The organism is Gammaproteobacteria bacterium (assembly GCA_029880545.1).
Classification (GTDB): domain Bacteria; phylum Pseudomonadota; class Gammaproteobacteria; order Acidiferrobacterales; family SZUA-150; genus JAOUOD01.
This window is the reverse complement of sequence record JAOUOD010000010.1, coordinates 46,676-64,213: the sequence shown is the minus strand read 5'-3', so window position 1 is coordinate 64,213 and position 17,538 is coordinate 46,676. Positions and strand designations below refer to the sequence as shown.

At 54.5% G+C, this 17,538-nt stretch carries 11 protein-coding genes; 6 read left to right on the top strand and 5 right to left on the bottom strand.

What is annotated here, in order from left to right:
- Nucleotides 1-6: 6 nt before the first annotated feature.
- From gspH to gspD, 5 genes are read right to left on the bottom strand one after another with little or no spacing between them, the layout of a single operon-like run.
- Nucleotides 7-555 (bottom strand): type II secretion system minor pseudopilin GspH, encoded by a 549-nt coding sequence (gene gspH, locus OEZ10_11785; GenBank protein ID MDH5633662.1) that lies wholly within the window; start codon nucleotides 553-555, stop codon nucleotides 7-9.
- Complete coding sequence (gene gspG, locus OEZ10_11780; GenBank protein MDH5633661.1) at nucleotides 521-1,000, bottom strand: type II secretion system major pseudopilin GspG; 480 nt, start codon at nucleotides 998-1,000, stop codon at nucleotides 521-523. The genes gspH and gspG overlap by 35 nt, the downstream gene beginning before the upstream one ends.
- Before the next feature lie 22 nt (nucleotides 1,001-1,022).
- Complete coding sequence (gene gspF, locus OEZ10_11775) at nucleotides 1,023-2,243, bottom strand: type II secretion system inner membrane protein GspF (GenBank protein ID MDH5633660.1); 1,221 nt, start codon at nucleotides 2,241-2,243, stop codon at nucleotides 1,023-1,025.
- Between the two features lie 6 nt (nucleotides 2,244-2,249).
- A complete protein-coding gene (gene gspE, locus OEZ10_11770) occupies nucleotides 2,250-3,746 on the bottom strand; it encodes a type II secretion system ATPase GspE (protein ID MDH5633659.1) in 1,497 nt (498 codons plus the stop codon).
- Between the two features lie 9 nt (nucleotides 3,747-3,755).
- Entirely contained in the window at nucleotides 3,756-6,221 is a 2,466-nt protein-coding gene (gene gspD / locus OEZ10_11765) for a type II secretion system secretin GspD (GenBank protein MDH5633658.1), read from the bottom strand.
- 572 nt (nucleotides 6,222-6,793) lie between these two features.
- On the opposite strand from gspD, the gene OEZ10_11760 reads away from it, so the two are divergent.
- The 6 genes from OEZ10_11760 to kdsA all read left to right on the top strand — a co-directional run bounded on the left by OEZ10_11760 (nucleotide 6,794) and on the right by kdsA (nucleotide 17,529).
- Entirely contained in the window at nucleotides 6,794-8,887 is a 2,094-nt protein-coding gene (locus OEZ10_11760; GenBank protein ID MDH5633657.1) for a fibronectin type III domain-containing protein, read from the top strand.
- 215 nt (nucleotides 8,888-9,102) lie between these two features.
- The gene (gene dnaE / locus OEZ10_11755; GenBank protein ID MDH5633656.1) at nucleotides 9,103-12,549 is read left to right on the top strand and encodes a DNA polymerase III subunit alpha; all 3,447 of its coding nucleotides are present in this window, start codon (nucleotides 9,103-9,105) and stop codon (nucleotides 12,547-12,549) included.
- Between the two features lie 73 nt (nucleotides 12,550-12,622).
- A complete protein-coding gene (locus OEZ10_11750) occupies nucleotides 12,623-13,582 on the top strand; it encodes an acetyl-CoA carboxylase carboxyltransferase subunit alpha (GenBank protein MDH5633655.1) in 960 nt (319 codons plus the stop codon).
- Complete coding sequence (gene tilS / locus OEZ10_11745; protein ID MDH5633654.1) at nucleotides 13,569-14,933, top strand: tRNA lysidine(34) synthetase TilS; 1,365 nt, start codon at nucleotides 13,569-13,571, stop codon at nucleotides 14,931-14,933. The genes OEZ10_11750 and tilS overlap by 14 nt, the downstream gene beginning before the upstream one ends.
- 97 nt (nucleotides 14,934-15,030) lie before the next feature.
- The gene (locus OEZ10_11740) at nucleotides 15,031-16,686 is read left to right on the top strand and encodes a CTP synthase (GenBank protein ID MDH5633653.1); all 1,656 of its coding nucleotides are present in this window, start codon (nucleotides 15,031-15,033) and stop codon (nucleotides 16,684-16,686) included.
- Nucleotides 16,687-17,529 carry a 3-deoxy-8-phosphooctulonate synthase gene (kdsA, locus tag OEZ10_11735; GenBank protein MDH5633652.1) on the top strand — a complete coding sequence of 281 codons (843 nt, stop codon included), beginning with the start codon at nucleotides 16,687-16,689 and terminating at the stop codon, nucleotides 17,527-17,529.
- The last annotated feature ends 9 nt before the right edge of the window (nucleotides 17,530-17,538 follow it).

The window sequence follows — 17,538 nt, the reverse complement described above, 5'->3', positions numbered from 1 at the left end:
GTCTTGTCAGTTATCCTTGATCTCTGCCGGTTCCCGTTGAATCTCACCGTTGATGTCGCTGCTCAGCTGCCAGTGAGCACCGCTATTGCCGATGATCATCCGAAATGGACTCAGGTCCCCGGTAGGGTAGATGATAATAACCGGGTCCTGGTGGGTTGCCTTGCCGTCCACTTCGCTGTCTATCACCGCGACACCTTCTGAAAACTGGCGTGGCCTGAATAACTCGTCTTCAATGGGTGCCAGTTTGCCTTTTTTGTCGGGAAACAGGAATGCGTATTTATCCAGCTCTGCGCGGAAAAAATACACCTTTCCCTGCAGTACAGCTTCTTCGCGCAGCTGTGACAGCAGGGCCTGCAAACGCTGACTCTCGTCGCTGGCGGCGCGTTTGGGATCATCGCCTATGCTCAGGACTACCATGCCGGCAATAATGGCCACCAGGGTTACCGTGACCATTAACTCGATTAATGTAAAACCGCCCGATTGCCGGGCGGTGATGGGGTTGATCCGCTGTGCAGAAGGATCAGATTTCATCCAGGTTCCAGTTACCAATATCACGATCCCAATCCTCACCGCCTGGCTGACCGTCGGCGCCATAGCTGAACAGGTCGAAATCGGTACCTCGAACTCCAGGGCTCAGGTATTGGTATTCACCACCCCAGGGATCCTTGGGAAGTTTCTCCAGGTAACCACCTTTTTTCCAGTTGTTGGGAACGCGGCCGGCAGAAGGCCGCTGAACCAGCGCCATCAGGCCCTGCTCGGTGCTGGGATAGGTGCTGTTATCGAGCTTGTAGAGCTTGAGCGCGCTCATGATGGTGCTGATATCATTCTTGGCTGCTATTTGGCGAGCCTGGTCAGGCTTGTCCATGATGTTGAGTACAACATAGCTCGACAGGATGCCGAGAATGACCACGACCACCATAATTTCAATCAGGGAAAAACCGCTTTGACGCGCGGCGCCGAAAGACTGGTTGTTGCGAAACTTGTCAGAATTCAATTCCATAACTTCACCGGTATCCAATAAACTATTTTACGAGTTGATTCATTTCAAATATTGGCATCATGATTGCCAATACAATCAATAATACCATTACACCCATGCCAATAATGAGAAGTGGCTCCAAAATGGCGGTAAAGGTCTTAACCCAGTTTTCCAGTTCCCGCTCCTGGGCCTCAGCCGCCCGAACCAGCATGGTATCGAGTTTGCCGGTAGCTTCGCCACTGCCAATCAGGTGAACAATCAGCGGCGGAAACAGTCGACTTTTTCCAAGTGCCCGCGAGAATGATCCGCCCTCGCGAACCTGGTGCAGGGCATGCTCCATGGCTGTGCGCATCGGAATATTGTTGATCAGGTCCACGCCATAACGCATGGCGCTGAGAAGCGGAATGCCGCTGGCGACCAATATGCCTAACGCATTGGCCATGCGTGCGGCGTTAACGCCACGGGTAACCCTGCCGGTTACGGGCATGCGAAGCAATAAATGGTGCCAGGCATGGCGAATATGAGGTTGCCTGAGTGCGTAGCGAACGGCGAAAACAATCGCGATTATCGCCACTGGCCAGAGCATGCCACCGGCGCGAACCGTGTCACTGGTCCATAACAGCGCCTTGGTCAACGCGGGCAATTCCTGGCCGGTATTTTCGAATACGCGGGTTACCTTGGGCACGACGTACACCATTAGCAGGCTGACCATGGCGATTGCCAGCATGGTCACCAAGGCAGGGTAGATGAATGCCTGGACAACCTTGTTCTGTAACGCCTGACGATTTTCCATGTAATCTGCAAGTCGTTCCAGTATCTGTGCCAGCTGTCCGGATTGTTCGCCGGCCTCAATCATGCTGCGGTAAATATCAGGGAAGGCATTGGGAAACTGGGCCATGGCCCGGGCAAGTGACTGGCCTTCCAGGACATGACCGCGCACGCCGGCGAGGACATTGCTCACGCGACGGGACTCGGTTTGTTCGATCAGGGCATTCAGGCAGTCTTCTATTGTAAGTCCGGCGTGAACCAGGGTGGAAAATTGCCGGGTAATGAGCGCGAGATCGTTGCCGGAAATACCCGGTTGACTGAAGCTGAACTGGAATGCGCCACTACGCGGGCTAGTTTCCCGTATGGCATTGACAGCGAGAGGGGTTAATCCCTTGTCCCGCAGCACGCCGCGTACCTGGCGCTCGTTATCGCCTTCCAGTACACCTTTTACGGTGCGCCCCTGGGCGTTGAGAGCCTGGTATTCGTAGGCAGCCATAGCGGGTTACCGCGCGACCCGTAAAACTTCTTCAAGGCTGGTTGCGCCTCGAACAACCCAGCGCATACCGTCTTCCTTGAGCGAATGCATCCCTTTTGTTCGTGCATGATCGCGAATCCGGTCTTCGGCTTCGGCATCATGGATCAGGCCGCGCATGACGTGGTCAACTTCCAGTAATTCGTAGATACCGGTTCGCCCCTGGTAGCCGGTAAATCCGCATTCCGGGCAACCTTTGTGGCGATAAAGGGTGTCTGCATGACTACCGATAAGAGCAATCTCGGAATCATCCGGCTGGTATGATTCACGACAGGCAGGGCATAGCTTGCGCACGAGCCGTTGGGCCAGCACTCCAATCAGGCTGGACGCAACCAGGAACGGTTCCACGCCCATGTCGACGAGGCGGGTAACGGCACCGGCCGAGTCGTTGGTATGGATGGTGGCCAGCACCAGGTGGCCGGTCAAGCTCGCCTGGACAGCGATTTGAGCTGTTTCCAGGTCACGAATTTCGCCAATCATGACAACGTCAGGATCCTGGCGAAGAATAGAGCGCAGTGCCCGGGCAAAGCTCATATCAATTTTGGAGTTTACCTGGGTTTGACCGATCCCATCGAGGTCGTATTCGATTGGATCTTCGACGGTCATTATATTGAGCTCGGTGTGATTCAATTCCGCCAGCGCTGCGTACAGGGTGGTGGTTTTACCCGAGCCTGTTGGGCCGGTAACCAGAATGATTCCGTGAGGCTGATTGATCAGCTCGATGAGCGGGTCGCGGGTATTGGTTTCCATGCCCAGGTGGGCAAGGTCCAGTCGGCCGGCTTGCTTGTCCAGTAAGCGCAAGACCACGCGCTCACCGTGACCTGTTGGCAGGGTGGATACACGTACATCCACGGGTCTGCCAGCCAGTCTCAGGGTGATGCGTCCATCCTGTGGCAAGCGTTTTTCAGCAATATCCATCTGCGCCATGATCTTGATGCGCGAAACCAGTACGCCGTGTACAGCACGCTGAGGTTCAACAATATCCCGGAGTATGCCGTCCTGTCGAAAGCGCACTACAGACCGGGTTTCAAATGGTTCTATATGTATGTCAGATACGCCTTCCCGTACCGCCTGGGACAGCAGGGCATTAATGAGTCGGACGATAGGTGCATCGTCTTCACTTTCCAGCAGGTCTTCGGCCTGGGGCAGGTTCTGGGCCAGGTCACTGAGGTCCATGCTTTCGTCCAGGTTGCCGACGATTTGTTCAGCATGGCTGGCACCGCGCTCGTAAGCGTGTGTCAATGCGTGCTCAAATTCTTCCTTGCCCAGCTCTATCAACGCAATGCCGGCAGAAAGCGATCGCTGCAATTCGGCGATAGCGGTAGCGGTTACACCTGGACGAACCCACACTTCGATATGAGAATCTGTACGGCGCGCACTAATCACGCCATGACGCTTGGCAAAATGATAAGGCAACTCTTGGGCGAGTTGGGTATCCAGGCTGGCGATATTCACAGCAGATGACATGGCGTCAGTCTACGAATCTTCGCGGCCGTTGCCAGTTTCAGACGCACTGCTGGCCGAGCCCTCATCTTCCGGGGGACCGAGATACTCACTTTCCTGCGATTTTTCAAACAGTCGCTCATCTTCAGTTTTCGGTTCCGGGTTGTTTTTCGGCGAAAATGATTTCAACGTCTCGTGGTCATCACCGAGCAGCCCGATATCATCCTGCTGGCGCATAATATAGTCGTAACGATTTTGCGTATATGACGTGCTGCCCTTGGCGTCACGTATGATGGTGGGTTTGAGGAACACCATCAGGTTGGTCTTGTTTTTTTCCTTTTTCTGGTATTTAAACAGCCAGCCAAGAATCGGTATACGGCTGAGTATGGGCACGCCTTGCGAGCCTTCGTCAGCGGTATCTTCGATAAGACCACCCAGCACGACCGTGGATCGATCTTCGATAACAACCGTGGTTTCCAGGGTCCGTTTATTGGTGATCAGGTCCTGGGCAAGGCCGGTTGCGGCACTGTTGACGCTCGATACCTCGGACTTGATTTCCATCTTTACACCGCCACCCTCGGTAATCTGTGGCTTGATCTCGAGCGTGAGACCGACGTCCTTGCGCTCGATCGTCTGGAACGGATTGACAGAACCGCCTGTACCGCCGCCGGCACCGGTATTGGAAAAACTGCCGGTCAGGAACGGGACATTCTGGCCGACGACAATCTTGGCTTCCGCGTTATCCAGGGTCAGTAGTGTCGGTGTAGACAGAATATTGGCCTGGTTCGCCGTTTCCAGTGCGCGCGCCAGCCCGCCAAGCCCCCGGATGATGCGGCCATCAGGCAGAATGATTTCAGGGCCAAGATAGGCGAGTGTCAAGCCGTTGGAAGCGCCCAAGGCTGTTGGGTCAACCGATGCGGCGGCAATAGAAGGGTTGCCGTAGTTGGCCATTCCACCGATAACTCCGCCTTGGTTGCCGGCCTGGCGACCGCCCATCCATTGGAAACCCAGCTCGATAGCATCCTTTGAAGAAATTTCAACAATCAAGGCCTCCACAAACACCTGGGCGCGGCGGGCATCAAGTTTGTCAATGACACCCCTGAGATTGTTATAAACCGCATCTGAGGCGTTAATGATGAGAGAATTGGTATCCTCGTCCGCCTGGATCATGGATTTGGGTGCGCCGGCTGGAGCTGCTTGAGCGGTCCCCGGCCGTCCCCGTGGGCCGCCGGACGAGGGTGCGCCGGCAATGGCACCAGCTTCCAGCAGGCCTCGCAGAATATCGGCAAGTTTCTTGGCTTCTGCGTTTTTTAAATAAATTACCCGTGTGTTGCCTTCGGTTTTTGCAGGCACATCGAGTCGTTCAATGAGTTTTCGAATCTGGGCGACACTACCTGGGTTGTCGCTGCGCACGAGTAAGCTGTTTGTTCGCAAGTCAGGAACGATCGAAGTCCTGGCGTCGACAGAGCCAACAGCTGCCGCGCCTTTGGGAATGCCAGGTGCGCCACCACCAGAATGTTGCGCCATGAGCTGGCTGACCAGTTCTGCCATATCGAGCGCCGAAGCGTGCTCGAGGGGGATAATGGTAACGTCGGTGCTAACGGGCTGATCAATTTCTTTCAGCAGATCCATCAGGGTGCCAATGTTGCTGGCATAGTCAGTGATAATCAGCGCGTTCGCTGGCGTGTAGGCGGATAATTGGCTCGTGGGCGCCATTAGCGGCCGCAACAGCGGCACCAGTTCCGTGGCGTTGCCATGCTGCACCACGACCACCTGGCTGACCATCTGCTCGCCTTGCCAGCGACTATAGAAGCGACCCGCGTCCTGCTTGCCTTCGCCAACCGGAATAATCTTCACCGTGTTTTGATCCAGCTCTGAGATGGTGAAACCCTGCGCCCTGAGCGCGGACAAAAATATCCGGTAGGCGGCTTTCTTGGATACGGGTTTGGCGGAAATGATGCTGATTTTGCCTTTTACCCGGGGATCGAGAATAAAATTCTTGCCAGTAATTTGTGAAATCGTTTTGATCACCGCCTTGACATCAGCATCCTGGAAATTAAAGAGCATTTCGTTGCCGCCGGTGCTGACAACTTTCGCAGGTTCAACGGGTCTGGCGGGGGATGACTTCTTTTTTTGAGCCGGTTTCCGTGCATTGTTGGGAGTGGCGGATTTGGCGGCACGTTGCTGTGCCTGTTGTTCCGCCCGGATTTTTGCCATTTCTGCCAACGGCAGGTTAGTGCCGGCAACAGCCCCGGTTTGTTTATTTCCGGGGTTGCCTTGGGCTTGTGCGCCCAGTTTTTCGATTTTGGGCGCGGGATTGGTATTCACGGATTGCTGGGCTGCCGGTGTTTTTTGATCTTCCAGCGGTTTTAGGTCAGCAGCCTCGACCAGATTATTGATCCCAGTCAAATAGCCAAGACTGATGCCAAGCATAATAATGCAGGTGCGACCAGATTGCAGGATGGGGATCCGGATTCCTTGTTGTAGTAAGCCAAGCATAACTTATGAGCTACTCATTTTTTTGGTAAATGTATTGTACTTGCCGAGCAGCGATTAAGTGTCATCAGTCGCTTCCGGCGAATTTTGTATCATATTTTGCGCGTGAGTATATAGGATAAGCGATTGAAAAGGGATGGGGTGTGCTGATCAGATGTCGTTTCTTTGTGTCGACGATTCCAGGCCAGTTTCGGGCCTGTAGCCACCCATCAGGACGATTGAAATTCGAGAATGGGCCTGATCCGTTATGGCAAATCGGGAACTGCCCGAATTGAATGGCGATTGACGCTATTTCCGAACCAGTTCACACCCGCCTGGTTGGGTAGCAGGATAGGTGGGCCCTATATTTTTGGAGCGTATATGTGAAAAAAGAAGATACGTGGCAAACATAGTGGCATCACTAACGTGACTGAGAGCCTGATCAGGCTTGTAGCGTATCGTGATTAATTAAAGGTACAACCAAACGGAATAACAATATCTTATCAGGTAAGATTGAGCTCGCGACAAATTGAAAAACAAAATGCTAACCGGGGCCAATGTTCTTTGGGTGCCCAAAAATCAGTCGGAGGTGGGCGATGCTTAGTTTATCAGTTGTGATATCAAGGTATTCGAGGGCAATTCTTTTTCTCGTTTTTGCAGGCGTCCTTTCCTCCTGTAGTGGTGGAGGCGGTGGAGGTGGTGGTGCGGCACCCGCGCCGACGCCGTCCGTACCAGCAGATCCTGCCGCGTTAACGGCAGCCTCAGCTTCCAGTAGCGCAATTAATTTAACCTGGGCAGACAACAGCACAGACGAATCAGGATTCAGAATTGAGCGAAGCACTTCTGCCACAACCGGTTTTACGGAAATTGCAACGGTAGCTGCCGATGTAACAGACTATTCCGCATCCGGCCTGACAGCGTCAACGACCTATTATTTCAGGGTGAGAGCCTATAATGGTGTTGGCAATTCCGGATACTCCAATACTGCCAATGCCACGACACAGGCGCCGGCAGCCACTGCACCGACTGCACCGACAACATTGGTTGCGACGGCATCGTCCAGTAACGCCATCGCCTTGTCCTGGTCGGATAACAGTAATAATGAAACCGGCTTCCGGGTTGAACGAAGCACGTCCGCTACTACCGGATTTGCAGAAATCGCTACAGTCGGTGCCGGCGTCAGCAGTTATTCCGCATCCGGCCTGACAGCGTCAACGACCTATTATTTCAGGGTGAGAGCCTATAATGGTGTTGGCAATTCCGGATACTCCAATACTGCCAATGCCACGACACAGGCGCCGGCAGCCACTGCACCGACTGCACCGACAACATTGGTTGCGACGGCATCGTCCAGTAACGCCATCGCCTTGTCCTGGTCGGATAACAGTAATAATGAAACCGGCTTCCGGGTTGAACGAAGCACGTCCGCTACTACCGGATTTGCAGAAATCGCTACAGTCGGTGCCGGCGTCAGCAGTTATTCCGCATCCGGCCTGACAGCGTCAACGACCTATTATTTCAGGGTGAGAGCCTATAATGGTGTTGGCAATTCCGGATACTCCAATACTGCCAATGCCACGACACAGGCGCCGGCTGCAACAATTCCGTCAGCACCAACCAATTTGAAAGCCAACACCGTATATATCAACTCGACTGATCTCGTTTGGACGGATAACAGTTCGGACGAAACCGGCTTCAAGATTGAGCGCAGCCTTTCATCAGCAACCGGATTTACCCAGGTTGGCACCGTAGCTGCTAACATAAGCGGCTATTCCGCAACCGGTCTGACCTCGTCAACGACCTACTATTTCCGCGTCACGGCCTATAACGCGGTTGGTAATTCGGTATATACAAACACCAAATCGATTACTACTGCGGCGTCAGCGCCATCGTTGAGCGCACCTTCCAGTTCACCGGCTAACACGGATTTTACGTTGTCATGGACGTATTCCTGGGGTGCCGGTGGTTTGTTGAGCAGTACTCAGGATGGTTTTGAGTTACAGCGATCGTCAACGTCGTCAACCAGCGGTTTTTCGACTATCTGGACTGTGACAAACGACCGCTCACCATCTGCGCAAGTCAGTGATAATTTGGCATCAGCCGGAACATATTGGTATCGAATTCGCGCCAGGCATAATACTGTTTATTCCAGCTGGAGCAACGTGGTGTCAGTCTCTGTAACCGCGCCAGGCGCAACATTGCGGATCATCAACGACTTGTACGATACAACCGATGGCGCGGGTAACCTGTGGGGTACGTGGAACAGGCTGATACGTGTTCGAATTGCGGCGACCGAAGCACAGGTGACTACACCGGGAAATACCTATGAAAAATTGACACCGGCGGATTCCATAACGACGACTCAATATACAAACGGGTATGCACAGATCATTAATCCTGACTACACAGCACCTTATGCGGTAGGAAGCTACAAGGACTTTGACGTTTCCGGGTTTGGGGGCTCAACCTACTGGGTTTACTTGCAAGCAGGCTGGTGGGAGTACGTATGCTACCTGGGAGTATGTTCCTGGGACAAGCACATGAGCCAAGTCTATGGCTGTGACAACGTCACGCCTTATTACAAGAATAGCTGGTTCTGGGTGTCAGGCCACGTTAGTGGAACGTTTACTGTCTACGCCAGCGATTTCCTGCCCCATTTTGCCTGGTTCGGCAGTCCGTGGTGCCCGTAGGGCCGGCATAACGCCTGTCCCGACCAATTTATCGGGACAGGCGTGATTTATGAGTATGGATTATGCAATCAGCGCTAACTGAGACAGTATTTATACAAAACGGGCCTGATATTTTTGGAGATTACAGGGCATGTCTCGTCCATGACGGTCGGTCAGGCCACAGCTGATTTTCTTGCCATTTTGTTTTCTCGGTCGAATGGTGTGAAATACGCACCATGAGCACATTTGTACACCTCCATGTTCACACCGAGTTTTCCCTGGTCGACGGCATAATCCGGGTCAAGGATCTGGTTGCTGCGGCAAAGGAAGCCAGGATGCCGGCTGTCGCGGTGACGGACCTGGCCAACTTCTTTGCCATTGTGAAGTTTTACCGTGCCGCCAGTGGTGCCGGGATCAAGCCGATCATGGGATCGGATGTCTGGATCGAGAATCCGGATGACCACAACAAGCCGTTCCGGCTGGTATTGCTGTGCCAGGATCGCGACGGTTATCACAACCTCAATCGCCTGATTTCCCGTGCCTATGCCGAGGGCCAGCATACGGGCCGGCCGTGTATTTCAAAGGATTGGCTGCAAGGCCAGACTGACGGGTTGATTGCATTGTCCGGGGCACAGGAGGGTGACCTGGGGCAGGCGGTGCAGGCCGGTAATCAGGAAGCGTGCGCCAGGCTTGTCGCCGAGTACATGAACCTGTTCCCGGGCCGCTTTTATATTGAACTGCAGCGAACCGGGCAACCACACCAGGAAGATTATGTGCATGCCGCGGTGGCATTGGCCGAGCAACACCAATTGCCGGTGGTGGCCACCAATCATGTGCATTTTCTCAAGCAGGAAGACTTTGAATATCACGAAGTGCGGACCTGCATCCATGATGGCCGCGTGTTGGCGGATAACCGGCGCCCGCGACGCTACACCAGCCAGCAATACCTGCGCAAGCCGGAAGAAATGGCCGAGCTGTTCTCGGATATTCCCGAGGCACTGGAAAATACCGTGGCCATCGCCCGGCGTTGCAACCTGGAGCTGGAATTCGGTACGTATTATCTTCCGGATTACCCGGTGCCTGAAGGCAAGACCATTAATGATGTCTTGCGCGAACAGTCATTGAGCGGTCTTGAAGAACGCTATATTGAGCTGGAACAGGGCGGCGAGAAACTGGATCGCCAGGAATATTACGATCGGCTGGAGCTGGAGCTGAACGTTATTATTGATATGGGCTTCCCGGGCTACTTCCTGATCGTTGCCGACTTTATCCAGTGGGCCAAGCATAACGATGTACCGGTGGGGCCGGGGCGTGGATCAGGCGCGGGTTCTCTGGTGGCCTATGCGCTGCGCATTACCGATCTTGATCCCATCAAGTATGACCTGCTGTTCGAACGCTTCCTGAATCCCGAGCGTGTGTCCATGCCCGATTTTGACGTGGACTTCTGCATGGACAAGCGTGACCGCGTTATTGATTACGTGGCCCAGCGTTACGGGCGGGACAAGGTGTCGCAGATTATCACCTATGGAACCATGGCGGCGCGCGCGGTTGTGCGTGACGTTGGTCGTGTTATGGATCATCCCTACGGTTTTGTTGATCGCCTGGCCAAGCTGGTCCCGTTTGAAGTAGGCATGACCCTGACCAAGGCGCTCGAGCTGGAGCCCGAGCTCAAGGAGCGTTACGAGAAAGATGAAGATGTTACCGATCTGATCAACAACGCACTGGCGCTGGAAGGCATGGCGCGCAATGCCGGCAAGCACGCCGGTGGTGTGGTGATAGCACCCAAGCCGTTAACCGACTTCATGCCGACCTACTGTGAACAGGGTGGCAAGGCACTGGTATCGCAACTGGACAAGGATGATCTTGAGATCATTGGTCTTGTGAAGTTTGATTTCCTGGGTCTGCGCAATCTCACCATCATCGACAAGGCAGTCAAGATTATCAACCGCAATCGTCACAGCAGCGGTGAATCGCCACTGGTGATTGATCAACTGCCTATAGATGACAGGGCCAGTTACCAGTTGCTCATGGAATGCAAGACCACGGCCTTGTTCCAGCTTGAGTCACGCGGCATGAAAGACCTGATCAAGCGATTGCAACCGGACAACTTCGAGGAAATTATCGCCCTGGTCGCCTTGTTTCGCCCGGGGCCGTTACAGTCGGGCATGGTGGATGATTACATCAACCGTAAACATGGCCGCGCCAGGGTGGTCTATCCGCATCCATCACTGGAACCGATACTCAAGCCTACCTACGGCATCATCCTGTACCAGGAACAGGTTATGCAGATTGCCCAGGTGTTGTCCGGCTATACACTTGGTGGCGCTGACTTGTTGCGTCGCGCCATGGGCAAGAAAAAGCCCGAGGAGATGGCAAAGCAGCGCGATATATTTGTTTCCGGCGCTGAAGCCAATAATGTCGATGGCAAGCTGGCATCGGACATCTTTGACTTGATCGAAAAATTTGCCGGATACGGTTTTAACCGTTCCCATTCCGCCGCCTATGCGCTGATCGCCTACCAGACGGCGTGGCTGAAAACACATTACCCGGCGGCATTCATGGCTGCGGTATTGTCGTCGGATATGGACAACACCGACAAGGTGGTCACGATGATTGCCGAATGTCGTGACATGGGTCTTGAGATCAAGCCACCGGCCATTGCCCATTGCCATTACGAGTTTACCCCGATCGATGACAAGACCATTCTTTACGGCCTTGGTGCCATCAAGGGGCTTGGCCAGGCGGCGATTGAATCCATTCTCGAGGATCGTGACCGAAACGGTGAGTTTACCGACTTGTTTGAACTGTGTCGGCGCGTCGATCTTCGCAAGATCAATCGCCGCACACTGGAGTCACTCATTCGCGCCGGCGCACTGGACGAGTTTGGCCAGGATCGGGCCGTGCTCATGGCATCACTCAACGATGCCTTGCAGGCCGGCGGCCAGCATAGTCATAACCAGGAAGCCGGGTTGATGGATATGTTTGCCACTGAAACTGTTCAACAGAAGGCGCCTTATGCGCAGGTGCCAGCCTGGGATGAGGATCAGCGTCTCGAAGGGGAAAAGCTGACACTGGGTTTGTATCTTACCGGGCATCCTATCAACCGCTATATTCCGACACTTAACAAAATTACCGATTCCAGTATTGCCAACATCAATGTCGAGGACAGGAAGTCGATCATTGTTGCCGGCTTGATCGTCGGCATTCGTACCATGCAGACCAAGCGCGGTGACCGCATGGCATTTATTACGCTGGATGACAAGACCGGTCGCATCGAGCTTGCTGTATTCTCGGACATGTTTCAGCAATACCGCGATCTGCTGGTCAAGGATGCGCTGCTTGTTGTAAAGGGCGAGGCATCGGTAGATGAATACTCCGGCGGCTTCAAGATGCGCGCCAATGAAATCTACGGCATTGACCAGGCGCAACAGGCATTTGCCCGCAAGCTGGCGCTGCGTCTTGATGCCAGCCAGTTCCATGATCACCTGTTGCCGCGACTGAAAGAGATAATTCAGCCGCATGAGGATGGTCGTTGTGCGGTTACCGTTCATTACACCAATAACCGGGCAGAAGCGGACCTGGTGTTTGATGAACAGTGGTGCTTCCGGTTGACCCATGGAGCACTCGAGCGCTTGAATGAACTGGCAGGAGAGGAGCGTGTTGAGGTTTTTTACGGGCAATGATGGTTTTGTAAGCGCTTGATTCTTCTGTTATCCTCGCGCAAAACGTAGTCAGGGGCCTGAAAGGTCGAACAGAATGAACCAGAATTATCTCGAATTCGAACAATCCATTGCTGACCTTGATGCCAAGATCGAGGCGCTGCGCACTGCCAACAAGGAAGGCAGTATTGATATCCAGGAAGAAATTCACAAGCTTGAGGAAAAGAGCCGCAAGCTTACCGAGAATATTTTCAGTTCGCTGACGCCTTGGCAGATATCCCAGCTTGCTCGTCATCCCCAGCGCCCGTATACGCTGGATTACGTCGAGCTCATGATGACTGATTTCGAAGAGCTGCACGGCGACCGCCGGTTTGCTGATGACCCGGCGCTGGTGGGTGGTATTGCCAGGCTTGAAGGACGGCCGGTGATGGTCATTGGCCACCAAAAAGGTCGTGATACCCGGGAGAAAGTTCGGCGCAATTTTGGTATGCCGCGCCCGGAAGGCTACCGTAAGGCGTTGCGCCTGATGGAGACTGCCGAGCGCTTCAAGTTACCAGTAATTACCTTTATCGATACACCAGGTGCTTATCCGGGTGTAGGTGCGGAAGAACGTGGTCAGTCAGAAGCTATTGCCCGCAACTTGTACGTCATGGCGGACCTGAAGACCCCCATCATCAGCGTCGTGATTGGCGAAGGCGGGTCGGGTGGTGCACTGGCCATAGGCGTGTGTGACCGCCTGATGATGCTGGGATATTCCACGTATTCGGTGATTTCGCCTGAAGGCTGTGCCTCGATACTCTGGAAGAGTGCGGACAAGGCGCCGATAGCAGCAGAAGCCATGGGTATTACTGCCGACAGGCTCAAGGAGCTGGGCCTGGTGGATTCCATTATTTCGGAACCGCTGGGCGGCGCGCATCGCGACATGGAAACCATGGCCGGGCAGGTCAAGGCCGCCTTGGTGTCGACGCTTAACGAACTTGATACCATCCCGATAGACAGCCTGCTGGACCAGCGCTACCAGCGTTATATGAAGGCCGGCCGGTTTGAGGAAAACTGATTCCACGCTCGACCCGGAATCTCTGCAAGACACCCTGATTCGGCTGGGCGCGACGCCCGGGCGTCATCAGTGCGTGGTTGCCTATAGTGGTGGCGTCGATTCTCATGTCCTGCTGCACTTGCTTTCCAGGACCGAATTCAACGTATCGGCTGTCCACGTCAATCATGCTATCAGTGCCAATGCCAACGCCTGGCAAGCGCATTGTCAGCAGGTATGCGAAACACTTGGCATAGCCCTCGTTGTCGAAAAAATCTCACTCGCAGGCTCGCCAGGCAACACCGAGGCGCGGGCCAGGCATGCCCGGTACAAGGCACTTGCTGATCATATCAGCGCAGACAAGAAGCTGTTACTGACCGCACACCATCAAGATGACCAGGCAGAAACGGTCTTGCTCCGACTGATGCGTGGCAGCGGCGTTCACGGCTGGGCGGCCATGCGGGCGACAAGGCCGTTTGCTCGCGGCCAACTGATCCGTCCACTGCTTGATATTTCTCGCCGGCAAATACTTGACTATGCTCGGGCCGAGGATTTGTCATGGATTGAAGATGAGACCAATCGTCTTTCCGGTTTCGACCGGAACTACCTTCGACATCAGGTAGTGCCGATGCTGGAGGCCCGTTGGCCAGGCGTGGGGCGGCGTTTGGCCCAGGTGGCGGGTGATGCGCGCGATACCGGGGAATTGCTCGATCAATCCATTTCCGGGCACCTGGCGCTGTGTCAGACCGCCGATGGGGAGCTTTCTGTTTCGGCGCTATCTAGATTGGCGCCCGGCGAACAGGCATTGACTGTTCGGTTGTGGTTGAGGCGAAGGGGGTATCCCATGCCCTCGCGCCACAAGCTGACGGAGATTATTTCCCTTTTGCACCAGTCCACGCCCCATAGCGTACGCTGGGGTGAGGCTGAAGTCTGGTGCTATCGGGATATTCTGGCAGTCAGGAGATCGGCCCCGGTGATTCCTGGTAACTGGCAACTGGCATGGCCTGACAGCACCCCGGAGCTTGAGTTGCCCGATCTGGCTATCCGGTTGCGGCTCCATGAAACGGCCGCAGCAGGGATATCCAGTCGGCTGCTGGTCGGCGCAACTATCGAGCTCAGGCAGCGCCGGGGTGGTGAGCGGGTGCAGTTGCCGGGAAGGCAACTGCACCACCAGCTAAAAAAGGTGCTTCAGGATGCGGCGGTACCGCCCTGGTTGAAAAACCGTCTGCCATTGATATTTATTGACGGACAGTTGGCTGCCGTGCCCGGGGTGGCCGTGTTTGAACCGTTTTGTTGTCGGCAGGGTGAACCCGGCAAGGTATTTGAGATCACCGAAACCAATAAAAATGGGGATTGGGTAAACCTTGTTGTCTGAGTCCGTCGCTTCTGGTACTTTGTCATCCCGTCCAGACGATATTGTCACGATGATTCAACCCACGCCTGATTCAATCCAGGCTTACTGAGACGGGTCCATGACCAAATTTATTTTTATTACCGGTGGCGTAGTGTCCTCCCTCGGGAAGGGTATTGCCGCTGCCTCCCTTGCGACCTTGCTCGAAGCACGTGGCCTCAAGGTTACACTGCTCAAGCTGGACCCCTATATCAATGTTGATCCCGGCACCATGAGCCCGTTTCAGCATGGCGAGGTTTTTGTTACCGACGATGGCGCCGAAACCGACCTCGACCTGGGCCACTACGAACGTTTTGTTCGCACCACCATGACCCGCAACAATAACTTCACTACTGGCCAGATTTACGAAAACGTCATCCGCAAGGAGCGTCGTGGTGAATATCTTGGTGGCACTGTGCAGGTTATTCCGCACGTCACCGATGAGATCAAGCGCAATGTCCAGATTGGCGCCGCTGATGCGGATATTGCCATCGTCGAGATTGGTGGCACGGTTGGCGACATTGAATCCCTGCCATTTCTCGAAGCCATCCGCCAGATGGGTATCGAAATGGGCCCAAGCAATGCCGTGTTTATCCACCTGACCCTGGTGCCGTACCTGTCCGCCTCTGGTGAAATCAAAACCAAGCCGACCCAGCATTCCGTAAAAGAATTGCGCTCTATTGGTATTCAGCCTGATGTGCTGATGTGCCGGGCCGAGCAGGCCCTGCCCGAGGCGGAGCGGCGCAAAATTGCGCTGTTTACCAACGTGCCCGCGCGTGCGGTTATTTCCGCGGTTGATGTGGACAGTATTTACAAAATTCCTCGAGCGCTGCACGAGCAGGACCTGGATGATATTGTTGTCGAAAAACTGAGGCTCAATGTCGGTCCGGCAAACCTTGCCGAATGGGACAAGGTGGTCGCCGATATGGCCAGCCCAAGCAGCGAGGTCACTGTTGCCATGGTCGGCAAGTACGTCAACCTGACGGAATCCTACAAGTCCTTGTCCGAGGCCCTGATTCATGCCGGTGCGCAAACCCATACGCGCGTCAACATTCGCTATGTTGACTCCAGCCAGATCGAAAAAACCGGCACGGCCGAGCTGGATGACGTGGATGCCATCCTGGTGCCAGGCGGATTTGGTGAACGCGGAGTTGAGGGCAAAATCACGGCGATAAACTTCGCCCGTACGCACCAGGTTCCGTACCTGGGTATTTGTCTCGGCATGCAGTTGGCCGTGGTTGAGTATTCAAGAAATGTCGCCGGCCTCGTTGGTGCGCACAGTACCGAGCTCAATGCCAGGACGCAGCACCCGGTTATCGGCCTGATTACCGAATGGAAGGACAAGGATGGCAGTGTCCAGGTTCGCACTGAAGACAGTGACCTGGGTGGAACCATGCGACTGGGTGGCCAGCGGTGCAAGTTGATTGAGGGTACTCACAGTCGTGAACTGTATGGCAAGAATGTTATAACCGAACGCCATCGCCATCGATACGAATTCAATAACAATTATCGTGATCAGCTTGAACAGGCGGGGCTGGTCGTCGCCGGCACTTCCGAAGACGGCTCATTGGTCGAGATAATTGAGGTCAATGAACATCCCTGGTTCGTGGGCGTCCAGTTCCATCCCGAATTTACATCGTCTCCACGAGACGGGCATCCCTTGTTTACCGGCTATATCCAGGCAGCTCGCGATCATCACGAGGCCGGTAATCGCAAACAACAGGCAGCGGCTAGTTAAATGAAGTTATGTGATTTTGAAGTCGGTCTCGACAGGCCGTTATTCCTCATTGCCGGGCCATGCGTCATCGAATCCCGGCAGATGGCCATGGATACATCGGGACAGCTAAAGCAGATCACCGATGAGCTGGGCATTCCGTTTATTTACAAATCCTCCTTTGACAAGGCAAACCGGAGCTCGGGCAAATCCTTCCGGGGTCCGGGCATGGAAGAGGGTCTGGAAATTCTTGCTGATGTGCGCAAACAGATCGGTGTTCCGGTGCTGACCGATGTGCATGATATTACCCAGGTGGACGCGGTAGCCGCGGCAGTAGACGTGCTGCAGACGCCGGCATTTCTCTGTCGACAGACGGATTTCATCGAGGCGGTAGTGGCGGCCGGCAAGCCGGTCAATATCAAGAAGGGTCAGTTTATGGCACCAGGTGATATGGCCAATGTTGTCGACAAGGCTGCAGCGGTCGGCGGAAAAGACCGTATTATGGTCTGTGAGCGTGGCGCAAGCTTTGGTTACAACAACCTGGTATCTGACATGCGCTCGCTTGCGATCATGCGCCAGACGGGCTGTCCGGTGGTTTTCGATGCCACGCACTCGGTGCAGCTGCCAGGGGGGCAGGGCACAGCATCAGGCGGTCAACGGGAACATGTCCCGGTTCTGGCCAGGGCGGCGGTGGCGGTGGGGGTTGCCGGCATTTTCATGGAAACTCACCCCAATCCTGCCGAAGCGCTCAGTGACGGACCCAACGCCTGGCCGCTGGGCCGTATGAAGTCCTTATTGACCATGCTCAAGGACATCGACAGCCTGGTAAAATCGCGTCCACTTGATGAGATATTGCTCAACTCGTAGTACACTCCG